General features: G+C 73.4%; 18 protein-coding genes. 7 read left to right on the forward strand and 11 right to left on the reverse strand.

Annotated features, from left to right (window positions below; translation table 11 throughout):
• Positions 1-3: 3 nt before the first annotated feature.
• Positions 4-1,254: an arginine deiminase gene (locus ACIBBF_RS04760; protein ID WP_397411030.1), complete on the reverse strand. Its 1,251-nt coding sequence runs from the start codon at positions 1,252-1,254 to the stop codon at positions 4-6.
• A 44-nt stretch (positions 1,255-1,298) separates the two neighbouring features.
• Positions 1,299-2,738: a basic amino acid/polyamine antiporter gene (locus ACIBBF_RS04765; protein WP_397411032.1), complete on the reverse strand. Its 1,440-nt coding sequence runs from the start codon at positions 2,736-2,738 to the stop codon at positions 1,299-1,301.
• A 208-nt stretch (positions 2,739-2,946) separates the two neighbouring features.
• On the opposite strand from ACIBBF_RS04765, the gene dusB reads away from it, so the two are divergent.
• Positions 2,947-4,176: a tRNA dihydrouridine synthase DusB gene (gene dusB / locus ACIBBF_RS04770; RefSeq protein ID WP_397411034.1), complete on the forward strand. Its 1,230-nt coding sequence runs from the start codon at positions 2,947-2,949 to the stop codon at positions 4,174-4,176.
• Here the strand turns inward: dusB and ACIBBF_RS04775 are convergent.
• Positions 4,163-5,440, reverse strand: a complete 1,278-nt coding sequence (locus ACIBBF_RS04775; protein WP_397411036.1) for a hypothetical protein — start codon at positions 5,438-5,440, stop codon at positions 4,163-4,165. The genes dusB and ACIBBF_RS04775 overlap by 14 nt on opposite strands.
• Positions 5,441-5,659: 219 nt before the next feature.
• Here ACIBBF_RS04775 and ACIBBF_RS04780 point away from each other — a divergent pair, with 219 nt between their 5' ends.
• On the forward strand, positions 5,660-6,901 hold the full coding sequence (locus tag ACIBBF_RS04780) for a hypothetical protein (protein ID WP_397411038.1): 1,242 nt from the start codon (positions 5,660-5,662) through the stop codon (positions 6,899-6,901).
• An 85-nt stretch (positions 6,902-6,986) separates the two neighbouring features.
• On the opposite strand, the gene ACIBBF_RS04785 is transcribed toward ACIBBF_RS04780, so the two are convergent.
• From ACIBBF_RS04785 to ACIBBF_RS04815, 7 genes are read right to left on the reverse strand one after another with little or no spacing between them, the layout of a single operon-like run.
• A complete protein-coding gene (locus ACIBBF_RS04785; protein ID WP_397411040.1) occupies positions 6,987-8,519 on the reverse strand; it encodes an aldehyde dehydrogenase family protein in 1,533 nt (510 codons plus the stop codon).
• A complete protein-coding gene (locus ACIBBF_RS04790; RefSeq protein WP_397411042.1) occupies positions 8,516-9,907 on the reverse strand; it encodes a 2-oxoadipate dioxygenase/decarboxylase family protein in 1,392 nt (463 codons plus the stop codon). The genes ACIBBF_RS04785 and ACIBBF_RS04790 overlap by 4 nt, the downstream gene beginning before the upstream one ends.
• Positions 9,908-9,923: 16 nt before the next feature.
• Complete coding sequence (locus ACIBBF_RS04795) at positions 9,924-11,135, reverse strand: NAD(P)/FAD-dependent oxidoreductase (RefSeq protein ID WP_397411044.1); 1,212 nt, start codon at positions 11,133-11,135, stop codon at positions 9,924-9,926.
• Between the two features lie 60 nt (positions 11,136-11,195).
• On the reverse strand, positions 11,196-11,594 hold the full coding sequence (locus ACIBBF_RS04800) for a Fur family transcriptional regulator (RefSeq protein WP_397411046.1): 399 nt from the start codon (positions 11,592-11,594) through the stop codon (positions 11,196-11,198).
• Positions 11,594-12,517, reverse strand: coding sequence for a metal ABC transporter permease (locus ACIBBF_RS04805; protein ID WP_397411754.1), 924 nt, complete (start codon positions 12,515-12,517; stop codon positions 11,594-11,596). The genes ACIBBF_RS04800 and ACIBBF_RS04805 overlap by 1 nt, the downstream gene beginning before the upstream one ends.
• 8 nt (positions 12,518-12,525) lie before the next feature.
• The gene (locus ACIBBF_RS04810; RefSeq protein WP_397411048.1) at positions 12,526-13,359 is read right to left on the reverse strand and encodes a metal ABC transporter ATP-binding protein; all 834 of its coding nucleotides are present in this window, start codon (positions 13,357-13,359) and stop codon (positions 12,526-12,528) included.
• The gene (locus tag ACIBBF_RS04815) at positions 13,356-14,339 is read right to left on the reverse strand and encodes a metal ABC transporter substrate-binding protein (RefSeq protein ID WP_397411050.1); all 984 of its coding nucleotides are present in this window, start codon (positions 14,337-14,339) and stop codon (positions 13,356-13,358) included. The genes ACIBBF_RS04810 and ACIBBF_RS04815 overlap by 4 nt, the downstream gene beginning before the upstream one ends.
• Positions 14,340-14,485: 146 nt before the next feature.
• Here ACIBBF_RS04815 and ACIBBF_RS04820 point away from each other — a divergent pair, with 146 nt between their 5' ends.
• Positions 14,486-15,892, forward strand: a complete 1,407-nt coding sequence (locus ACIBBF_RS04820; RefSeq protein ID WP_397411052.1) for a glycine--tRNA ligase — start codon at positions 14,486-14,488, stop codon at positions 15,890-15,892.
• A gap of 12 nt (positions 15,893-15,904) precedes the next feature.
• Here the strand turns inward: ACIBBF_RS04820 and ACIBBF_RS04825 are convergent, their stop codons facing one another.
• The gene (locus ACIBBF_RS04825; protein WP_397411054.1) at positions 15,905-16,663 is read right to left on the reverse strand and encodes a helix-turn-helix transcriptional regulator; all 759 of its coding nucleotides are present in this window, start codon (positions 16,661-16,663) and stop codon (positions 15,905-15,907) included.
• An 894-nt stretch (positions 16,664-17,557) separates the two neighbouring features.
• On the opposite strand from ACIBBF_RS04825, the gene ACIBBF_RS04830 reads away from it, so the two are divergent.
• The 4 genes from ACIBBF_RS04830 to ACIBBF_RS04845 are packed head-to-tail and all read left to right on the forward strand — an operon-like array spanning position 17,558 to position 21,038.
• A complete protein-coding gene (locus ACIBBF_RS04830) occupies positions 17,558-18,109 on the forward strand; it encodes a hypothetical protein (RefSeq protein WP_397411056.1) in 552 nt (183 codons plus the stop codon).
• Between the two features lie 54 nt (positions 18,110-18,163).
• A complete protein-coding gene (locus ACIBBF_RS04835) occupies positions 18,164-19,210 on the forward strand; it encodes a FecCD family ABC transporter permease (RefSeq protein WP_397411058.1) in 1,047 nt (348 codons plus the stop codon).
• The gene (locus ACIBBF_RS04840; RefSeq protein WP_397411060.1) at positions 19,210-20,247 is read left to right on the forward strand and encodes a FecCD family ABC transporter permease; all 1,038 of its coding nucleotides are present in this window, start codon (positions 19,210-19,212) and stop codon (positions 20,245-20,247) included. Before ACIBBF_RS04835 ends, ACIBBF_RS04840 begins: the two co-directional genes overlap by 1 nt.
• Positions 20,244-21,038 (forward strand): ABC transporter ATP-binding protein, encoded by a 795-nt coding sequence (locus tag ACIBBF_RS04845; RefSeq protein WP_397411062.1) that lies wholly within the window; start codon positions 20,244-20,246, stop codon positions 21,036-21,038. The genes ACIBBF_RS04840 and ACIBBF_RS04845 overlap by 4 nt, the downstream gene beginning before the upstream one ends.
• Positions 21,039-21,159 lie beyond the last annotated feature (121 nt).

The following is a 21,159-nucleotide window of genomic DNA, read 5'->3' on the forward strand; positions in this document are numbered from 1 at the left end:
CGCTCAGGACGCTGGGTCGCGGATGACGGGGCAGGTCATGCAGTGGCCCCCGCCCCGGCCGCGACCCAGCTCCGCGCCGTTGATCTCGATCACCTCGATGCCGGCCTTGCGCAGCAGGTCGTTCGTCGTGGTGTTCCGGTCGTAGGTGAACACCACGCCCGGTTCCACGGCGACGGCGTTGTTGCCGCTGTCCCACTGCTGACGCTCCGACTCGTAGACGTCGCCGCCGGTCTCGATGACCTGGAGCGCGCCCAGCCCGGTCTCCCGGGCCACGACCTCCAGGAACGTGGAGCCCGCCTCGTCGGTCACCGACAGGGCGCCGCCGTCGCCCGGGCGCAGCACGAACGGGTGGATGTCGGCCACGATGCGCGGGTAGACGGTCACGGTGTCGACGTCGGCGAACGTCATGACCGTGTCCAGGTGCATGGCCGAGCGCAGCCGCGGCATGCCGGCCACGACCACCCGCTCGGCCGCGCCCCGCTCGAACAGCGCGGACGCAACCTGCGTGATCGCCTGGCGCGAGGTGCGCTCGCTCATGCCCACCAGCACGGTGCCGTTGCCCACGGGCATCACGTCGCCGCCCTCCAGCGTGGCCCGCTGGTGGTCCGTCTCGGGGTCGCCCCACCAGATCGTCGACCCGACGAAGTCGGGATGGAAGGCGTAGACGGCCTTCATGAGCAGCGTCTCGTCGTGCCGCGCGGGCCAGTACAGCGGGTTGAGCGTCACGCCGCCGTAGAGCCAGCAGGTCGTGTCGCGGGTGAACAGCGTGTTCGGCACGGGGGCGATCAGGTACTCCCGCGCGTCGGCGGTGTACTCGGCCAGCGAGCGGTACGCCGCCGGCAGGTCGGGCACGTCGTCGGTGGCCAGGCCCCCGATCAGGTGCTCGGCGAGCTGCTCGGGGGTGAGCGACTCCAGGAACGCCCGGGTCGGCTCCACGAGGCCGGGACCGACGATGCCCGGGACGATCCGGCGGTCCAGGATCCAGTCGCGGGCCCCGGGCACGCGCACGGTCGCGGCGAGCACCTCGTGCAGCTCCACGACCTCGACGTCGCGGGCCCGCAGGTCGGCGACGAACGCGGCGTGGTGCTCGATCGCGCGGTCCACCCAGAGCACGTCGTCGAAGAGCAGGTCGTCCGAGTTCGTGGGGGTCAGGCGCCGGTGGGCGAGCCCCGGCCGGCACACGAGCACCTTGCGCAGGCGCCCGACCTCGGAGTGCACCCCGTAGGCCGCCGACGGCAGAGTCTCGTTCGTCATGATGTCCCTTTCCGCTGGTCCGCCGGGTCCGCTCGGCCCGCTGGTCAGATCGAGATGGCCCCCGTGGCCAGGGCGACGACGCCGGTCACCGCCCCGAGGACCGACACGACGAAGATCGCCAGCTCGCCCCGGCTGAACACCCGCCGCCCCTGCTCGCGCCGGGTCATCGCGAACAGCACCGTCGCCGGCGCGTAGACCACGAACGACAGCAGCACGAACGTGAGCCCCGCCGCGAACAGCAGGAACGCCGTGTACAGCACCGCGAGGGCCGCCACCATGAGGTCCCGGGTGGTGTGCTGCCCGGCGGCGGGCCCGCCGCGCCCGGCGGCCAGCTTGAGGGCGTAGCCGGCGGCGAGCAGGAACGGGATGAGCGACAGCGCGCTGGTCAGGTCCAGCGCGAACGTGAACGCGTCGTCGGACACCAGGGTGATCACGAGCATCACCTGGATCAGGAGCGTCGTCAGCAGCAGGGCGGACCGCGGCACGTCGTTCGCGTCCGACCGGGCGAGGAAGCGCGGCATGTCGCCGTCCTTGGCCGCGACGTACAGCACCTCGGAGGCCATCAGGGTCCAGGCCAGGTAGGCACCCAGGACCGAGACGATGAGCCCCACGCTCACGAACGCCGCGCCCCAGCCGCCGACCGCCGCCTCCAGGACCCCGGCCATCGAGGGCTGCCGCAGCTCGGCGATCTCCTGCATCGGCAGGATGCCGTAGGACACGATCGTCACGGACGCGAAGATCGCCAGCACCATGAGGAAGCCGAGCACGGTGGCACGGCCGACGTCCTCCCGGCGGCGCGCGTGGCGCGAGTACACGCTCGCGCCCTCCACGCCGAGGAAGACGAAGACCGTGGCCAGCATCGTGCCGCGCACCTGGTCGAACAGCGGGCCGGTGATGCCGTAGCCCTCGAAGTTCTCGGCCAGCACCTGCGGGTCCAGCAGGAAGACCGCGATGAGCACGAACGTGATGATCGGCAGCACCTTGGCGACGGTGACGATGCGGTTGATCGCCGTCGCCTCCTTCACGCCGCGGCGCACCAGCAGGTAGAACAGCCAGACGCACGCCGAGGACGCCACGAAGGCGACGACGGTGTCGCCCTCGCCGAGCACCGGCACGACGGCGCCCACCGTGGACATGATGAGGATCCAGTAGGTGACGTTGCCGACGCAGGCGCTCGCCCAGTACCCGAACCCCGAGAAGAAGCCGAGGTACTCGCCGAAGCCCGCCTTGGCGTAGGCGTAGACGCCCGAGTCGAGGTCGGGCTTGCGCACGGCGAGCCGCTGGAAGACGAAGGCGAGCATGAGCATGCCCGTCCCGGCGACCGCCCAGGAGATCAGGGCGCCGAGCACGCCGGTCTCGCCCGCGAACCGGCTCGGGAGCGAGAACACGCCGGCGCCCACCATCGAGCCCACCACCATGGCGGTGAGCGTGGCGACGCTGATCTTGGCGGTCACCTGCTGGGTCGAACGGTCGGACTGCGTCATCACGAGCCCCCGAGGTCGAGCGCGGTCCGGTGTCCCGGCTTCCTGTGCCCGGTCGCCTCGCGCCCCTCGATGCTCCGGCACGTCCATTGATGCACGGCCCCGGGACGGCGGCAAACGATGGCCGGACGAACCGGCCGCCACGGCGGTCCGGTTCGTGAGAGCGACCACAACCACGCCCGGCCCGCGGTGGCGATGGGACAATGGCTGCGTGACCTCTGCCCTCGACACCGCCATCCCGTCGCCCACGGCACCCGGCCGGGCGTCGGGCTCCCCCGTGCTCAAGCCGCTCCAGATCGGGCCGCTGACGGTGCGCACGCCGGTCGTGCTCGCGCCCATGGCCGGCGTGACCAACCGCGCGTTCCGCACGCTGTGCCGCGAGGCCGGTCGGTCCACGGGGTTCGACCCGGGCCTGTACGTCGCCGAGATGGTGACCAGCCGCGCGCTCGTGGAGCGCAACGTCGAGGCGCTGCGGATCGTCACGTTCGGCGAGGACGAGACGCCGCGCTCCGCCCAGGTCTACGGCGTGGACCCGGCCACCGTGGGCGCCGCCGTGCGCATCATCGCCGGCGAGGGCCGGGCAGACCACGTCGACCTCAACTTCGGCTGCCCCGTGCCCAAGGTGACCCGCAAGGGCGGCGGAGCCGCGCTGCCCTGGAAGCGGCAGCTCTTCACCGACATCGTCCGGGCGGCCGTCGAGGCCGCCGAGCCGCACGGCGTGCCCGTCACGGTCAAGATGCGCAAGGGCATCGACGACGACCACCTGACCTACCTCGAGGCCGGCCGGATCGCCGAGTCGCTCGGTGCTGCCGCCGTCGCGCTGCACGCCCGCACGGCCGCACAGCACTACTCGGGCCAGGCGGAGTGGGAGGCGATCGCCCGCCTCAAGGAGGCCGTGCGCACCGTCCCCGTGCTCGGCAACGGCGACATCTGGGCCGCCGAGGACGCCCTGCGCATGGTCGAGCAGACCGGCGCCGACGGCGTCGTGGTGGGCCGGGGCTGCCAGGGCCGCCCCTGGCTGTTCGCCGACCTCGCGGCCGCGTTCAACGGCTCCGACCTGCGGGTCCGGCCGGGCCTGCGCGAGGTCGCGGACACCATCTACCGGCACGGCACGCTCATGATCGAGTACTTCGACGGCGACGAGGGCAAGGGCATGCGCGACCTGCGCAAGCACATGGCGTGGTACCTCAAGGGCTATGCCGTGGGCGGGGAGAAGCGGCAGGCGCTCGCCCTGGTCAGCACCCTGGCCGAGCTGCGCGAGCGGCTCGACGCCCTCGACCTCGACGCCCCCTACCCCGGGGACGACGCCGAGGGCCCGCGCGGCCGCGCCGGCTCCCCCAAGACCCCGCACCTGCCCTACGGCTGGCTCGACTCCCGCGAGCTGTCCGAGGAGTTCGAGGCGAAGCTGCGCGAGGCCGAGCTGAGCGTCAGCGGCGGCTGACGGCGTCGGCCCCGTCCGGCCCCGGGGGCGGCACTCGCCCCATGATCGACGACGCCATGACGAGCCCCGGCTCGTCCCGGCCCGCCGCGGGCTCCCGGTCGCGCAGGAGCGCCGCGCCGTCCCGCTCCCAGACGAGGCCGGGCCGCCCGCACGCCGCCCGGTAGAGGGCGTCGAGATGGTCCGGGTGGCGCTCGGCGAGCAGCGCGAGCACCCACGACGGGGCGTCCGGGTCGGCGAGCACCTGGGCCAGCCGACGCGGCTTCCACGGCGCGAGCGGCGGCGTGTGCACCTGGCGGAGCTGCCCGTACCAGTCGAGCAGGCGCAGGCCCCTGACCGGGTGGTGCGCCAGCGCGAACGCCGGGTCGTCCGGGTCGGCGGCGTCGTCGGGCAGCCAGCGTTCGTCGCGGAGCGAGCCCAGCAGCGCGAACTCCTCCGAGGGTGCCCCGATCCGGTCCTGGAACCGCAGGTAGCAGTCCATGACGTGCGACGCGGTGCCCTCCACGAGCACGTCGCCGAACAGGTCCCGGAACGCCCGGTGGTGGTCGGCCACGAGCTCACGGGCGCGCGCCAGGGTGCGCGGGTTGCGGTAGGCCGGGCAGGGCGTGGACGCGAGCAGCTCCACCACGCCGCCCACGACGTCGACGATGCTGTCCGGCGCGAAGACCGCCGGTGTGCCGGCGAAGACCCACGTGGCCCCGACGGGCAGCACGCGCCCTGACAGCGGGAGGCCCGGCAGGAGCGCCTCCGAACGGATCTCGGACCCGCCGGTGAAGACCCGGTAGTCCAGGTCGTCCTCCAGGTTGTGCAGCACCGCGTGCTCGTCCACCACGTCGGTCACGATGAAGTGGCCGAGCACCCCGCCGTCACGCCAGCGGTCCAGCAGCGCGAGCTCGACGGCGTCGAGCAGCAGGCCGGCGGGCGCGCTGCCGTCGTCCGGCTCTCCGTCGTCTCCGTCGAGGATCCGGCGGACCAGGGAACCGGACCCGTCACGCGGACCGGCGTACACCAGCATGTCGGTGGCGCACTGCCGGGTCACGGTGCCGTACCGGTCGAGGTCGACGTCGCCCACGGGCACCAGCGACTCCGCCTGGACGTACGCGGTCTGCCGGTCGACGGCACCCCTGTTGGCGGGGCGCAGCACGTGCGCGACCAGGCGGCGCGCCAGCCGGGCCGCCCGCGCCCGGCGCTCGCGCAGGGTGAGCGGGTCGAGCGGGTCGAGGGCGGGGCGCGGGGCGGCCGGTGCGGATCGGGTCGGTGGCGTCATGCGACCAGCATTCGGCACGAAGGCCCATCATGCTCGTCAAGCGTGATTACCTGGGGATAACCGGCCGGGCGGGTGTGGCCGTGCGGACGGCGGCAGTTCGGTTAAAGATTGACGTCGATCTCGACCGTGAAGAGCGCATAGGGCGCAAAGTAGACGAAGATCAGCGGTGGAGGACCCACGACCCCCACTCACCTGCTCTGACGAAAGGGACCCACCCACATGGCATCGGAGAAACGCCCCCGACGCGTTCCGGCGGTCATCGCCGACACGCGCAGGAACCCAGGCTTCGCCCTGGGTGCCTTCGGGCTCTCGGCCTGGGCCTACATCGGCATGTCGCACACCATCGCCGACTACGAGGGACCCCGGCTCGGCTACGCACTCGGCGTGGCCTACGAGGCCCTGGTCATCGGCCTCGCCTGGGAGGGCCGGCGACGGGCCGACCGGGCGCTCGAGATGGGCCAGCCGGTCTCCGGGCACGCGCGCTGGCTCGGCGGTGCGATCGTCGTCGGCATCCTGTCCGGCGCGCTCGCCGCGTGGCACGGCTGGCTGCTCGGCGAAGGCGTCTTCGCGATCTCCCGCGCGGTCGCCCCCGTCCTCGCGGCGGTCGCCGTGCACCTGTTCTTCCAGTCGGCGTCCAGCGCGCGGGCCCTCGACCGGCAGGCCGAGATCGCGAACGACCGGCAGACGGCCGTGCTCGACATGCTCGACGCCGTGCGCCTGGCGCAGATCGCTCCCCCCGAGGAGCGCGCGGCCCGCATCGCCGAGGTGAACGCCGCGGTGGGCCGGGTGCACCGCCACGTGCCGGCAGGCGTCACCGCCGAGGTGACCCGCCCGCACCTGGAGTCGGAACGCACCATCCGCGACGTGGTCCAGGAGGCCGCGGCGCTGGCCGGCGAGTGGATGCCGACCGCCGACGAGCGCGAGCGGCGCGAACGGCCGGCCGAGCAGCTGCTGCCGGAGCCGGTGCTGCCCGACTCCCTGCTGCTGGAGGCGCCCGAGCCGGAGCCGCGGGAGCTCGAGGCGGCCGAGCCGGACGCCCCGAGGCAGATCACGGCGGACGCCCCTGCGGCGAGCAGCCCGGCCCGCACCCCGGCCGAGGCCGAGGTCGCGCCCGCCGAGCCGGCGCCGGCGTCCCTGGCGCGCACCGAGACCGGGGAGACCGCCACGGCGGGGCCGATCGTCGCGGAGCGCGTGCGCCTGGAGGCCAAGTACGCACCCGTGTCCCCGGAGCGGGCGCGGACGACCCCGGCGGAGGAGGAACCGGCCGCCGACCCGGACAAGCCGCTCACCACCGGGCAGATCAGCGAGATCCGCGTGCTGCGGTGGGCGCAGACCCTCAGCGTCGAAGAGGTGGCGGCGCGCGTCGGCGTCTCCGTCGCCGCGGTGAAGCGGTACGCACCGAGCACCGACCCGACCACCGAGACCGGCTCCCTGCTGACGGTGTCGGCCACCGCGTCCTGACCCGGCGCGGGCACCGTGGGGGGACGGCCGGCCCGGCCGCACGTGTCGTGACGCGTGCGGCCGGGCCGGCCGGTGTGCCGCCGGGTCAGCCGAAGTTGACGCCCTGGGCCAGCGGCAGCTCGGTCGAGTAGTTCACCGTGTTGGTGGCCCGGCGCATGTACTGCTTCCACGCGTCCGAGCCGGACTCGCGGCCGCCGCCCGTCGACTTCTCGCCGCCGAACGCGCCGCCGATCTCGGCACCCGAGGTGCCGATGTTCACGTTCACGATGCCGCAGTCGGAGCCGACCTCGGACAGGAACGTCTCGGCCTCGCGCACGTCCAGCGTGAAGATCGACGACGAGAGCCCCTGGGGCACGTCGTTGTGCACGGCGATCGCCTCGGACAGGTCCGTGTAGGTCAGCACGTACAGGATCGGTGCGAACGTCTCCCGCTTGACCACGTCGGCCTGCGCCGGCATGCGCACGATCGCCGGGTGCACGTAGGCGGCGTCCTCCGCACCGGGCACGGTCACCGCCGTGCCGCCCACGACGAGCTCGCCGCCCGCCGCGACGGCCTCGTCGATCGCGGCCAGCATGCGGTCCCGGGAACCGGCGTCCACCAGGGGGCCCACGAGCGTGCCCTCGGTGCGCGGGTCGCCGACGGGCAGGCCGGTGTAGACCTTGGCCAGCCGCGCCACGACCTCGTCCACGATCGACTCGTGCACGATCAGGCGGCGCAGCGACGTGCAGCGCTGCCCGGCCGTGCCCGCCGCCGCGAACACCGCGCCGCGCACGGCGAGGTCGAGGTCCGCCGACGGCGCGACGATCGCCCCGTTGTTGCCGCCCAGCTCCAGCAGGTACCGCCCGCCGCGCGCCGCGACCACGGGCGCGACCTGCTGGCCCATGCGCTCCGACCCGGTCGCGGAGACCAGGGCGACCCGCGGGTCGGCCACCAGGGCCTCGCCCGCCTCGCGGTCGCCGAGCAGGAGCCGGGACACGCCCGCCGGGAACCCGGCCTCCGCCAGGGCCCGGTCCAGCAGCGCGGCGGCACCGACGGCCGACAGGAGGGTCTTCTCGCTCGGCTTCCACACCACGGTGTCGCCGCAGACCAGCGCGACGGCGGTGTTCCACGACCAGACGGCGACCGGGAAGTTGAAGGCGCTGATCACGCCGACCACGCCCATCGGGTGCCACGTCTCCATGAGGCGGTGACCGGGGCGCTCGGACGGCATGGTGCGCCCGCCCACCTGCCGCGACAGCCCGACGGCGTAGTCGCAGATGTCGATCATCTCCTGGACCTCACCCAGGGCCTCGCTGGTGATCTTGCCCGCCTCGATGGTGACGAGCTCCGCGAGGTCGGCCTTGTGCTCGGTGAGCAGCTCGCCCAGCCGCTTGACGACCTGCCCGCGCACGGGGGCGGGCACGGAACGCCACGTGGTGAACGCGTCGGCGGCCTCGCCGACGGCGGTGGCGGCCTCGGCGGCGCCGTCGCGGCGCAGCTCCAGCAGCGGCTGGCCGGACAGCGGCGACACGACGGGCAGACCGTCCCCGGTGGGCACCGTGGCGCCCAGCCGTTCCAGGGCGGCCAGGGCGGCGTCGCGCAGCTCGGTCGTCAGTGGGGTGGTGGTCGTGGTGCTCATCGCATGGCTCCTGTGGTGGTGGTGAGGGTGGCCGGGTCGACGCCGAGGGTCCCGGCGGCGGCGGTCAGCGACCTGGCCACCTGGTCGGCGTACAGGTCGAAGGGGTCGAACAGGTCGCGGCCGAGCGCGCCCGCCATCCAGTCGGCGTCCCGGTCGGTGGCCTCCTGGCTGGCGTCCTTGGCGCCGTCCGAGGTGAGGTTGGACTGGAAGATGCCGGCGGCCGAGCGGGGCAGGAAGTCCTCGTAGACGACGGGTTCGCGCCGCACCCCGCCGGCCCCGTCCACCTCGTAGGTGAACCAGCCCAGCCCCTGGTCGGCGAGCGCCGTCTCGGTGGTGGGGAACGTGCGGGCCCAGACGGCCCGGGCGATCTCCTGCCGCCCCTGCTCGGTGAGGCCCGGCTCCTCCGCGCGGGCCGCGGCGGCCGTCTCGTCGATCTCGACCACGGCGGCGTCGTAGGCGGCACGGCCCTCGCGGGTCAGCGCGATGCCACGCGCCTCCACCTCGCCGAACCGGACGCGCAGCGCGTCGCTGACGATCTCGCCGTCCGCCGTGCGGAAGGTGCGGGGCTCGGCGAGGGCACGGAACGACGTCTGCCGCAGCAGCACGTCCGGGCCCTCCCAGCGGGGCGGCCCCTGGATGGCGTCGATCATGGTGATGCCGCGCGCCTCCATGCGCGCGTACAGGTCGTCGATGTCCAGCACGCGGGGGGTGAGGTGGTTGATGTGCGTGGAGGCGATGCCGCCGATGTCGGCCGCCACGGCGCTGACTGCCTCGAGCTCGCGGTACCAGGCCTGGTCCACGGGCTCCCGGGACAGCTCGAAAGCCTGCGTGGCCAGGCGCAGGAACTCGGCGGCCTGGTCCTGCGGCAGGCCGCCCTCGGCCTCCGCGCGGTCGGCGAGGGCGAGCAGCTCGGGGCCGAACAGGGTGCGGGCGGCGAGGAAGGAGTCCAGCCGGCGCTCCAGGTCCGCGGTGAAGAACCGGCGGTCGGCCGTGACGAGCATCGACGTGAAGACCCGGAACGGGTTGCGCGCCAGCTCCTCGCGCTCGATCGGGCGGAACGCCGTCGAGATCACCGGGACGGAGCTGCAGGACGCGTCCCGCAGGTCGTAGAAGCCGACCGGGCGCATGCCCATGGCGCCGAAGATGCGGGCGACCTGCGCCATCTCGGTGGGGGTGCCCACCCGGATCGCGCCGTGCCGCTCGGCCGTGACGCGCGCGATGGAGCCCAGCCGCTCGGCGTCCGCCCCGTGGCGGGCCACGAAGTCCGCGTTGACCTCGTGCGACACGTCGAGCAGCGTGGTGTAGGCGGGCACCTCCTTGCCGTACATGTCCGAGAGGCTGCGCGCGAACGCGGCCCGCAGCTGCCAGGGCTCGAGGAACGTGGACATCAAGCTCTCCTGTCCGTCAGATGATGTTCGACTCGGGGCCTCGTCGCCCCGGGTCGGTGGGATCGCGGGGGTCGCCCGCGAACCGGTCGGCGCTGAACCCCGACACGTCGATCCCGGGCGTGCGGCCGGCGTACAGGTCGCGCACCACCTCGCCGACGGCGGGCGCCTGGAGGAACCCGTGCCCCGAGAACCCGGCGGCGTACAGCACGCGGCCGGGCACACCGGTCGCCTCGCCGATGAGGGCGTTGCGGTCGGGCGTCATCTCGTAGAGCCCGGCCCAGCCGCGCGCGACCGGCACGTCGGTCAGCTCCGGGGCGCAGGCGCCGAGCGCCCCGCGCAGGAGCGGCAGCCAGGCCGGGTCGTAGGTGCGCTCGAAGGCGACCGGGGTCGCCGGGTCCGCGATCCCGAGCAGCAGGCCGTCGGGCGCGGCGTTGTGGAAGTAGAAGGTGGTGCCGTAGTCGATGGTGAACGGCACGCGCACGGGCGCGGGCTCCAGGGGCGGCGTGAACCCGATCTGCCGCCGGTACGGGTCCACGGGCAGGTCGAGGCCCGCCTTGGCCGCCACGTCCCGGGTCCAGGCCCCGGCGCACAGCACGACGGCGTCCGTGCGCACCCGGCCCTGGTCCGTCCACACCGCGACGAGCCGGTCGTCGCGGGACTCGAAGCCGGTCACGGTGACGTGCGTGCGCACGCGGGCGCCGTACGCCTCCGCTCCCGCGGCGTAGCCCTCCACGACGGCCAGCGGGTACGCGAACCCGTCGCGCGCCGCGTAGGCGGCACCGGCGTAGCGGTCGACGTCGACGTACGGGTTGAGGCGCCGGACGGCGTCGGGGGCGAGCATGCGGCTGGCCACCCCGCGCTCGTTCTGCATGGCCACCGACTCCTCGAACAGCGCGACGTCAGCGGCGTCCGGCAGGAGGAACAGGTAGCCGGGCTGCTGCAGGCCGATGTCCGCCCCGGGGCGGTTCGCGAAGTCCTCGTACAGCTCCAGGCTGCGGTTGCCGAGGTCCACGTTGGCCGGGTCGGAGAACTGCGCCCGCACTCCCCCGATGGGCTTGCCCGAGCTGCCGGAGGCCAGCTCCTCCGCCTCCAGGAGCAGCACGTCCGCGCCGTCCTCGGCAAGGTGGAACGCCACGGACGCACCCATCGCGCCGCCGCCGACGACGACCACCTCGGCACGGGCGGGCAGCGATCCCCGGCGGTCCCGGGAGCGGCGCGCTGTGGTCATGCACGCATCCTGCCACGCACTCCGGCGGGAGTGGATCGACGCCGGAAATCTTCCTGGAAATCAGCCCGCAGACGCGGCGCGGCAGTCCGCGCAGGTACCCCACAGCTCGATGGTGTGCTCGATGTCGTCGAAACCCTGGGCCGCGGCGACCTTGGAGGCCCACGCCTCGACCGTGGGGCCGTCGATCTCGACGGTGCGGCCGCACTGCCGGCACACCAGGTGGTGGTGGTGCTCGCGGCGGGCGCACCGGCGGTACAGGCTCTCGCCGTCCTCGGCGCGCAGGACGTCGACCTCGCTCGCCTCCGCGAGCGCCTGCAGCGCCCGGTACACGGTGGCCAGGCCCACGGACTCGCCGCGGGCGCGCAGCGTCTCGTGGAGCTGCTGGGCCGAGCGGAAGTCGGCGAGCTCGTCGAGCGCCTCGACGACGGCGGTCCGCTGGCGGGTCATGCGTGCGGTCATCAGCGGCACTCCTTTGCGGCGGCCACCGCACGTTCCGTGGCGGCGGCAGGAAGATCGACGTCGTCGGGCAGATCGGGGTGGGGGTCACCCGCAGGGCGCCGCCGGGTCACCAGCGGAGCCACCAGGGACACCACGGCGTAGACCGCGATGGCGAGCACCACGATAGTCGCGCCCGGCGAGACGTTGTACCAGTAGGTGATGCTCAGGCCGGTCACGCAGACCACGACGCCGACGACGCACGCCGTGAGCATGGTGCGCCCGAACGCGTGCGTGACCTGCTGGGCCACGGCGACGGGCACGATCATGAGCGCACTGACCAGCAGCAGGCCGACCACGCGCATCGCCACGGTGACCGTGAGGGCCGACACGACGGCGACGACGATGTTCAGCGCCCACACGGGCAGCCCGGAGGCGACGGCGAACTCCTCGTCGTGGCTCACCGAGAACAGCGCGTGCCGCAGGCCCACGCCGATGGCCAGCACGACGGCGGAGAGCACCACGGTGAGCCAGAGGTCGGCGTCGGTCACGGTGGAGATGGAGCCGAACAGGTACGTCATCAGGTTGCCGGACGAGCCGCCCGCGATGCCGATGAGCAGCACGCCGCCGGCGATGCCGCCGTAGAACATGATGGCCAGGGCGAGGTCGCCGGACGTGCGGCCCCGGCGCCGGACCACCTCGATGAGGACGGAGCCGACCACCGCGGCGACCACGGCACCGGGGATGGCGAGGGCGTCGTTCGGCGTCAGGCCCATGCCCGCGCCGACGAGCCAGCCCAGCGCCACGCCCGTCAGCGCGACGTGGCCGATGCCGTCGCCCAGCAGGGAGAGCTTGCGCTGCACCAGGTACGTGCCGACCACGGGCGCGGTGACGCCCACGAGGAGCGCGGCCAGCAGGGCCCGCTGCATGAACGGGTCGGTGAGCATGAGGGTGATCACGGGCGGACCTCCAGGTCGAGGGCCCTGGCCTCGGTGCCGAGGGTGTTGTCGTCGGCGTGCGGGTGCTGGTGCCGGTGGCCTGCGCGGTCGTGGTCGTCCCGGGCCTGCGGCGGGGCGCCGTCGTGCACCACCGTGCCGTGCTTGAGCACGACGGCACGCGACACGAGCGGCTCGAGCTCGCCGAGCTCGTGCAGCACCACGAGCACCGTGAGGCCGCCGTCGACCAGGCGGCCCATGGTGGCCGCGAACGCCTCCTGGCTGGCGACGTCGACGCCGGCGACGGGCTCGTCGAGGACGAGGAGGTCGGGCTCGCGGACCAGGGCGCGGGCGATGAGGATGCGCTGCTGCTGCCCGCCCGAGAGCAGGTGCACCGGGTCGTGCACACGTTCGGCGAGGCCCACCTGCTCCAGGGCGGCCGCGACGCGGTCGCGCCAGCCGCGCGGCAGGCGCAGACGCCGCCCGTGCAGCAGCCCGGAGGCGACGACCTCCTGCGCGGTCGACGGGATGCCGCCGCCCGCGCCCGCCCGCTGCGGCACGTAGCCGATGCGACCCCAGTCCACGCTGCCGCGGCCCGGAGCAGTCAGCGGCTCGCCGAACAGTCGGACGCTTCCCGCAGACGGCACGTTGATGCCGACCAGCGACTTGACCAGCGTGGACTTGCCGGATCCGTTCGCGCCCAGCAGCGCGACGACCTCGCCGCGCCCGACCGTCAGGTCGACGCCGCGCAGGATGTGGCTCGCGCCCGCGCGGAAGTGCAGGCCGCGGGCCTCGATGACGGGTTCGCTCGTCTCGGTCACCTCCCCAGTCTCCTCCTCCTCGGTGCCGGTCATGCGCAGACCAGGCCCTCCTCCAGCGCCTTCAGGTTGGCCCGCATCACGGAGACGTAGTCCTCGCCGGCGGCCGTCGCGTCCTCGGACAGGCCCTCCAGCGGGTCCAGGACGGCGGTCCGCACGCCCAGGTCGTCGGCCAGCGTCTCGGTGACCTTGGGGCTCACGAGCGTCTCCGAGAACAGGGTGGTGACGCCGTTCTCCTTGACCACGTCGCCGATCTGGCGCAGGCGCGCCGGCGACGGCTCCGCCTCGGGGTCGAGCTCGGAGATGCCCACCTGCTCCAGCGCGTACCGGTCCGCGAGGTAGCCGAACGCGGTGTGGCTCGTCACCAGCGTAGCTCCCTGACAGGCGGCGAGGCCGTCGGCGAGCTCCTGGTCGAGCGCGTCGAGCTGCTGGCCCAGGCGCAGGGCGCCGTCGGCGTACTCCTCGGCGTGCTCGGGGTCCACCGCGGCGAGCTCGTCGGCCACGGCCTGCCCGACGGTCGCGAGCCGGCTCGGGTCCAGCCAGAAGTGCGGGTCGGCGGCACCGTGGTCGTGCTCGTCCTCGGCGTGCTCCGCGTGCTCCTCCGCGGTCTCGCCCTCGTGCCCCTCCTCGGTGCCGGTGTGCGCGACCAGCTCGGCGGTGTCGGCGGCGTCGACCACGTGCTCCGGCGCGCGGGCCTCGATGCCCTCGTCGACGGCGGCCTGGAAGCCCGACAGGTACACGACGAGGTCGGCCGTGCCGATCTCGCGGACCTGGGCCGGGGAGAGCTCGAGGTCGTGCGGCTCGGCGGCCGGCGGCGTGAGGTTGTCCACGGTGACGAGGTCGCCGCCGATCTGCTGGGCGACGTACTGGAGCGGGTAGAACGACGCGAGCACGGTCACGCCGTCGGACTCCCCGGCCGTTCCGCCTGCGCCCTGGGCGGAGCACCCGGCGAGGGTCGCCGTCCCGGCGAGGACGAGGCTGGTCAGGGCTGCGCCGGCGGCGCGGGTCGTTGTCATGAGAACGATTCTCACGCCAGGTGAGAACGGATGTCAAAGATCGGCCGCGAGAGGTGGGTCACGCCCTTATTCGTCCGGGGCTGGAGCGGCCCGGACGGTAGGCTGGGCGGACATCGTTCCCCGCCTGTTCCCCTGGAGAGACCCCCGTGTCCGACAAGTCAGTGCGCTCTGCGCAGACCGCCAAGCTCGACGCCGTCGTCTCGCTCGCGAAGCGACGAGGTTTCGTCTTCCCGTCGGGCGAGATCTACGGTGGAACGCGCTCCGCGTGGGACTACGGCCCCCTGGGCGTGGAGCTCAAGGAGAACATCAAGAAGCAGTGGTGGCGGGCCATGGTCACCAGCCGCGACGACATCGTCGGCCTGGACTCCTCCGTCATCCTGCCGCGTCAGGTGTGGGTGGCCTCCGGCCACGTCGGCGTGTTCACCGACCCGCTCACCGAGTGCCTCTCGTGCCACAAGCGGTTCCGCGAGGACCAGATGATCGAGGAGTTCGAGGAGAAGAAGGGCCGCGCCCCCGAGGGCGGCCTCGCCGAGATCGTCTGCTCCAACTGCGGCACCCGCGGCCAGTGGACCGAGCCCCGCGACTTCAACATGATGCTGAAGACGTACCTGGGCCCGGTCGAGGACGAGTCCGGCCTGCACTACCTGCGCCCTGAGACGGCGCAGGGCATCTTCGTGAACTTCGCCAACGTCGCGGCCGCGGCCCGCAAGAAGCCGCCGTTCGGCATCGGCCAGATCGGCAAGTCGTTCCGCAACGAGATCACGCCCGGCAACTTCATCTTCCGCACCCGCGAGTTCGAGCAGATGGAGATGGAGTTCTTCGTCAAGCCGGGTGAGGACGAGGAGTGGCACCAGTACTGGATCGACTACCGCACCAGCTGGTACACGGACCTCGGCATCTCGGCCGAGAACCTGCGGCACTACGAGCACCCGAAGGAGAAGCTGTCGCACTACTCGACCCGCACCGTGGACATCGAGTACCGCTTCGGCTTCCAGGGCAGCGAGTGGGGTGAGCTCGAGGGCATCGCGAACCGCACGGACTTCGACCTGAAGACCCACACGGAGAGCTCCGGCAAGGACCTGGCGTACCGCGACCCGGTGACCAACGAGAAGTACTTCCCGTACGTCATCGAGCCGGCCGCCGGCCTGACCCGCTCGCTCATGGCCTTCCTGGTCGAGGCCTACGCCGAGGACGAGGCGCCGAACACCAAGGGCGGCGTCGACAAGCGCACGGTGCTGCGCCTGGACCCGCGCCTGGCCCCCGTGAAGGCCGCGGTGCTGCCGCTGTCCAAGACGGCGGACCTGCTGCCGACGTCGGAGAAGCTGTCCGCCGAGCTGCGCAAGTACTGGAACATCGACTACGACGTGACGCAGGCCATCGGCAAGCGCTACCGCCGTCAGGACGAGATCGGTACGCCGTTCTGCATCACGGTCGACTTCGAGACGCTGGAGGACCAGGCGGTCACCATCCGGCACCGCGACTCCATGCAGCAGGAACGGGTCGCGCTCGACAAGGTGGTTCCCTACCTGGCCGGGCACCTCGTCGGCGCCTGACCGGATCCCGCCTCACCCGCCGCGCGGGTCCTGCGCCTGCTCCCGCAGCAGCCGCAGGACCCGCGCGACGTGCTTGTCGGTGGCCTCGATCTCGTGGAGCGGCTGGACGCGGAGCGGCGCGTGCTCACCCACGACGAGCACGGCGCGCGCCGTCTCCTCGTGCGGCGCGAACCGCACCAGGAAGGTGCGCAGCCAGTAGTTCAGGAGGAACGCACCGCCGTCCCCGAGCTCCACGAGCCGTGCGACCCCTTCGGGGCTCCGTACGCCGTCCAGAGGGTACGACCTGCCCAGCGGCGTCACCGCTGCGGCCCCCGTCTGCATCAGCCGGACGAGCCAGCCGACCGCTTCCGGCCCGTCGGGCAGCGCGAGGCCCACCCGGCCGGGCAGCGGGATCGGACCTCCGAGCAGTGCCGCGGCCGCCGTGCCCTCGAACCGGTAGCCGACGTCGACCAGCCCCTCCATGAGCGACACCGTCATGCTCAGGTCGTCCGCCGCCTCCGTGCTGCCCGCGGCACTCTCCCCCATGGCGGCGACCGCGCGGCGCAGGTCCTCGTCGAGCGGTTCGAGCTCCACCCTCATCTGCTTGCCGGTGGCCGCCAGGATCTTCGACAGCATCGCCCACGACGGCGAGCGCGCGCCGGTCTCGATCGCCGCCACCGTGGCCCGCGAGACGCCGGCCCGATCGGCCAGCGCCATCTGCGTCTGCCCGGCCGCGTACCGGGCGTCGCGCACGAGTCGCGCCGCGTCCACCGCCGCCCCTTGGATCTCCACCGCCTCATCGTGCACCGCCCGCCCCGGCGCCGCCGGGGCAACCGGCCGCGCCTGTGGACAACGCTGGTCTGCGAGTGAGGCACGCCGGTGCGTACCGGACTCCCGGCGCGGCAGCAAGCAGACATACGAGGCCGGCCGTGCGGGGCCGGGCGGGCGGAGCCCGGCGGGGCGGAGGGAGCGGAGCCGGGCGGAGCGGGGCAGGGCCCGGCGTGGGCGGGGCAGGGCCCGGCGTGGGCGGGGCAGGGCCCGGCGTGGGCGGGGCAGGGCCCGGCGTGGGCGGGGCAGGGCCCGGCGTGGGCGGGCGGAGCGGGCGAGGCGGGGGCGAGGAGACGCCCTCGGTCCGGACAGATGTACCTGGGCGAAGGTGGGTTGCGCTGAGTAGACATCGTCTACACACAGCAACTCACCTCCGCGGGGCAGGGCCGGGCCGGGCGTGGGCGGGGCAGGGCCGGGCCGGGCGTGGGTGGGCGTGGGCGGGCGGAGCGGGCGAGGCGAGGCGAGGGCGAGGAGGCGCCCTCGGCCCGGACAGATGTACCTGCGCGAAGGTGGGTTGCGCTGAGTAGACATCGTCTACACACAGCAACTCACCTCCGCGGGGCAGGTTCTCCCGAGCGGGTGCCTGCGCGAGGGAGACGCCCGCGCGAGGGGGACGCCCGCGCAAGGGAGCATGCCCGCGCAAGGGAGCATGCCCGCGCAAGGGAGGATGCCCGCGCGAGGGTGCATTGCGCCTGGCAGCAGCCCCGTGCCCGCGGGGCAGGTTCTCCACAGCTGTGACCTGCCGGTTCACCCGGGTGAAGGCCGGCCGTTCTGGATCACGTCCGCCGCGTCGCGGGCTCTGGAACTACGAAGGCGCCGCGTCGCGGTGCCCCGAGTCCGAAGAGGTCCGACCACCACATGATCCGCCGAAGCATCCTCGCCCTGGGCAGCGCCCTCGCACTCGCCCTGACGGCATCCGCACCCGCGTACGCGGGATCCGCGCAGCCCACGGCCGCCTACGACACCAACGTCACCGCCGACGCCAAGCCCGAGCCGGTCGCCAAGAACAGGACGCTCACCGTCACGGGCAGCCTGAAGTACAAGCGCAGCGGCACCTGGCGCCCGATGTCCGCCCGAGCAGTGACCATCCACTTCGACCCGTCGGGCACCGCCGGGTCCCGGAAGGTCGCGACCGTCCGGACGAACAGCAACGGCGTCTACACCTACCGGACCACCGCGACGCGCTCCGGGAAGTGGATCGTCCGCTACCAGCCCCAGGTGAGCACCTACCAGCCGGACGTCGCGTCCGACGCCGTCTGCGTCTACTCCGCCGGTCGCTGGCAGTGCCCCGTCTCGCCCACCAACCCCGACCTCGACTGCGCGGACATCGGCCGGACGGTCTGGGTCGGCACCAACGACTACCACGGCCTCGACCGGGACAACGACGGCTGGGGCTGCGAGTCCAGCTGACCGACCCTCGCGAGCGTGTGCCGAGCACCCCTGGCACTGTGGAATGCTTAGGCAATGCTTACCTCACCCGCGCCCGCATCCGCGGGACGCCGTGAGGGTGCGGAAGCCGTCGCTCACCGCGCCCGGCGACGGACGCTCGCGGTGCTCACGGCCCTGGTCGCCCTGGCGCTCGTCGTCCTCGCGAGCCTCGCGCTCGGCGTGCGCGACATCGCGCCGGTCGAGGTCTGGCGGGCCCTGACCGCGCCGGTGCCCGGCTTCGTGGACCACGACGTGGTCCTCGACCAGCGGCTGCCGCGCACCATCGTGGGCCTGGCGGCCGGGGTCGCGCTCGGGACGGCGGGCACCCTCATCCAGGGGGTCACCCGGAACCCGATCGCCGACCCCGGTCTGCTGGGCCTCAACTCGGGGGCGTCGCTCGCGGTGGTGTGCGCGGTGTGGATCTTCGGCGTCACGTCGCCGATCGGCTACGTGTGGTTCGCCTTCCTCGGCGCCGCCGCCGCGGCGGCGATCGTGTTCTCGGTGGGACGCGGCCAGCCGGTGCGTCTCGCGCTGGTGGGCGCCGCGGTGACCGCGCTCATCACGCCGCTCATCACCCTCGTCCTGTTGCGCGACCAGCAGGCGTTCAACCTGTACCGGTTCTGGTCGGTCGGCTCCCTCACGGGGCGCGGCCTGGACACCGTGGCCTGGCTGTGGCCGTTCGTCGTGGTCGGCGTGATCCTGGCGGCCGCCCTCGCCCACCGGCTCAACATGCTGGCTCTCGGCGACGACGTCGCCACGGCGCTGGGTCAGCGCGTCGGGACCACCCGGGCGTTCGCCGCGGTCGCGATCGTGCTGCTGGCCGGTACGGCGACGTCGCTCGCCGGGCCGATCGCACTGGTCGGCCTCGTGGTGCCGCACGCGGCGCGGCGCCTGGTGGGCACCGACTACCGCTGGATCATGGCGATCGGCGCGCTTCTGGGCCCGGTCATGCTGCTCGCGGCCGACGTGCTGGGCCGGCTCGTGCTGCCCCGCTCCGAGCTGGAGGCAGGCGTGGTCGCCGCGCTCCTGGGCGCCCCCGTCCTGATCGCCGTCGCGCGCGGCCGCAACGTGGCGGGTGCCTGATGGCCACGGACACCGACCTGCGCACCGTCCTCGCCGGGCTGCGCACCGCCCGCCGTCGTCGCCAGGTCCTCGTCGTGACCGGGATGGTCCTCGTGGTGCTCGTCGCCGCGACCGGCGCCCTTCTCATGGGTGCCGCCGGGCTCACGCCGGGCCGGGCCATCGCCGGTGCCGTGGGCCTCGGCGACAGGGGCGACGTCTTCATCGTGCAGATGCTGCGCCTGCCGCGCATCGAGGCGGCGATCGTCGTCGGTGCGGCGTTCGGTCTGGCGGGTGCGCTGTTCCAGGCGACGCTGCGCAACCCGCTCGCCTCCCCCGACATCCTGGGCATCTCCACGGGCGCGAGCCTCGGGGCGGTGACCGGCATGCTGGTGCTGGGCCTGAGCGGCGTGGCGCTGTCCGGCCTCGCCTTCACGGGCGCGGGCACCATCGCGCTGCTCATCTGGCTGCTCGCGTGGCGCAAGGGCCTGCACTCGATCCGGTTCGTGCTGGTCGGTGTGGGGCTGGCGTACCTGTGCGCCTCCCTCATCGCCTGGGCCATGGCACGCTCGCAGGAGCACGAGGCGGCGGCCGTGCTGACCTGGACCGTCGGCTCCGTGTCCGACATCCGTGGGGAACAGCTCGGGCTGGTGGCCGCCGGCACGCTCGTGCTGTGCGTGGCGGTCGCCGTCGTCGCCCGGACGCAGGGGCCGCTCGCCCTGGGCGACAACAACGCACGAGCGCTCGGCGTGCACGTCGACGCGGCGCGCATCGGCGCGCTGCTGCTCGCCGTCGCCCTCGTCGCGCTCGCGACGAGCGCCGGCGGCCCGATCGCCTTCGTCGCGCTCGTCGCCCCCGCCATCGCCCGCCGGCTGGTGAACGACGGCGGCGCCGCCCTGGTCGCGTCCGCCGCGACCGGCGCTGCCCTGACCCTCGTCGCCGACGTCGTCGGGCAGCACGGGCTGCTCGGCGTGGCCGCCCCCGTGGGCATCGTCACGGGGCTCGTGGGCGCCCCCTACCTGCTGTGGCTGCTCGCCACGACCGAGAAGAGGAGCCGATGACCAACCTGCGCGCCGAGGGCGTCAGCCTGGGCTACGACGGCCGACAAGTCATCGAGGGCCTCGACCTCACGCTGCCCGACGGCAAGATCACCGCCGTCGTCGGGCCGAACGCCTGCGGCAAGTCCACGCTGCTGCGCGGCCTGGCGCGCCTGCACCCGCTCGACGGCGGGCGCGTCACGCTCGACGGCGCCGACATCACGGTGATGCCCCGCAAGGAGCTGGCCCGCAAGGTCGGCATGCTGCCGCAGTCGTCCATCGCGCCCGACGGCGTCCGCGTCGCCGAGCTGGTCGCCCGCGGCCGCTACCCGCACCAGGGCTGGTTCGGCCGCCACTCCTCCGACGACGACGCGGTGGTCACCACCGCACTGGAGTCGACGGGGGTCGCGGAGCTCGCGGACCGGCCGGTCGCCGAGCTGTCCGGCGGACAGCGCCAGCGCGTCTGGATCGCGATGGTGCTGGCGCAGCAGACGGACATCGTGCTGCTCGACGAGCCCACGACGTTCCTCGACGTGCGCCACCAGCTCGACCTGCTGGACCTGCTCACGGAGCTGAACCGGGACCGCGGCACCACCGTGGCCATGGTGCTGCACGAGCTCAACCTCGCCGCCCGCTACGCCGACCACCTGGTCGTGATGTCGGCCGGGCGGATCGTCGCGGAGGGCGCGCCGTCCGACGTGCTCACGCAGGAGGTCGTCGACGAGGCGTTCGGGCTGCGCGCCCAGGTGGTGCCCGATCCGGTGGCGGGTTCACCCCTCGTGGTGCCCGTGGGCCGGTTCCACTCGGGGGTCTGACACCGGTCCGTGGTCTTCCTCACCCGATTCCCGACTAATTTCGCAACATCGTCGTGACCAAATCTGGTTAGGGTTACCTCATCTCGACCGGCGCCCGCCGGTCGTCCCACTGAACATCCGG

It is taken from the genome of Promicromonospora sp. NPDC050880 (assembly GCF_044456525.1).
Lineage (GTDB): Bacteria > Actinomycetota > Actinomycetes > Actinomycetales > Cellulomonadaceae > Promicromonospora.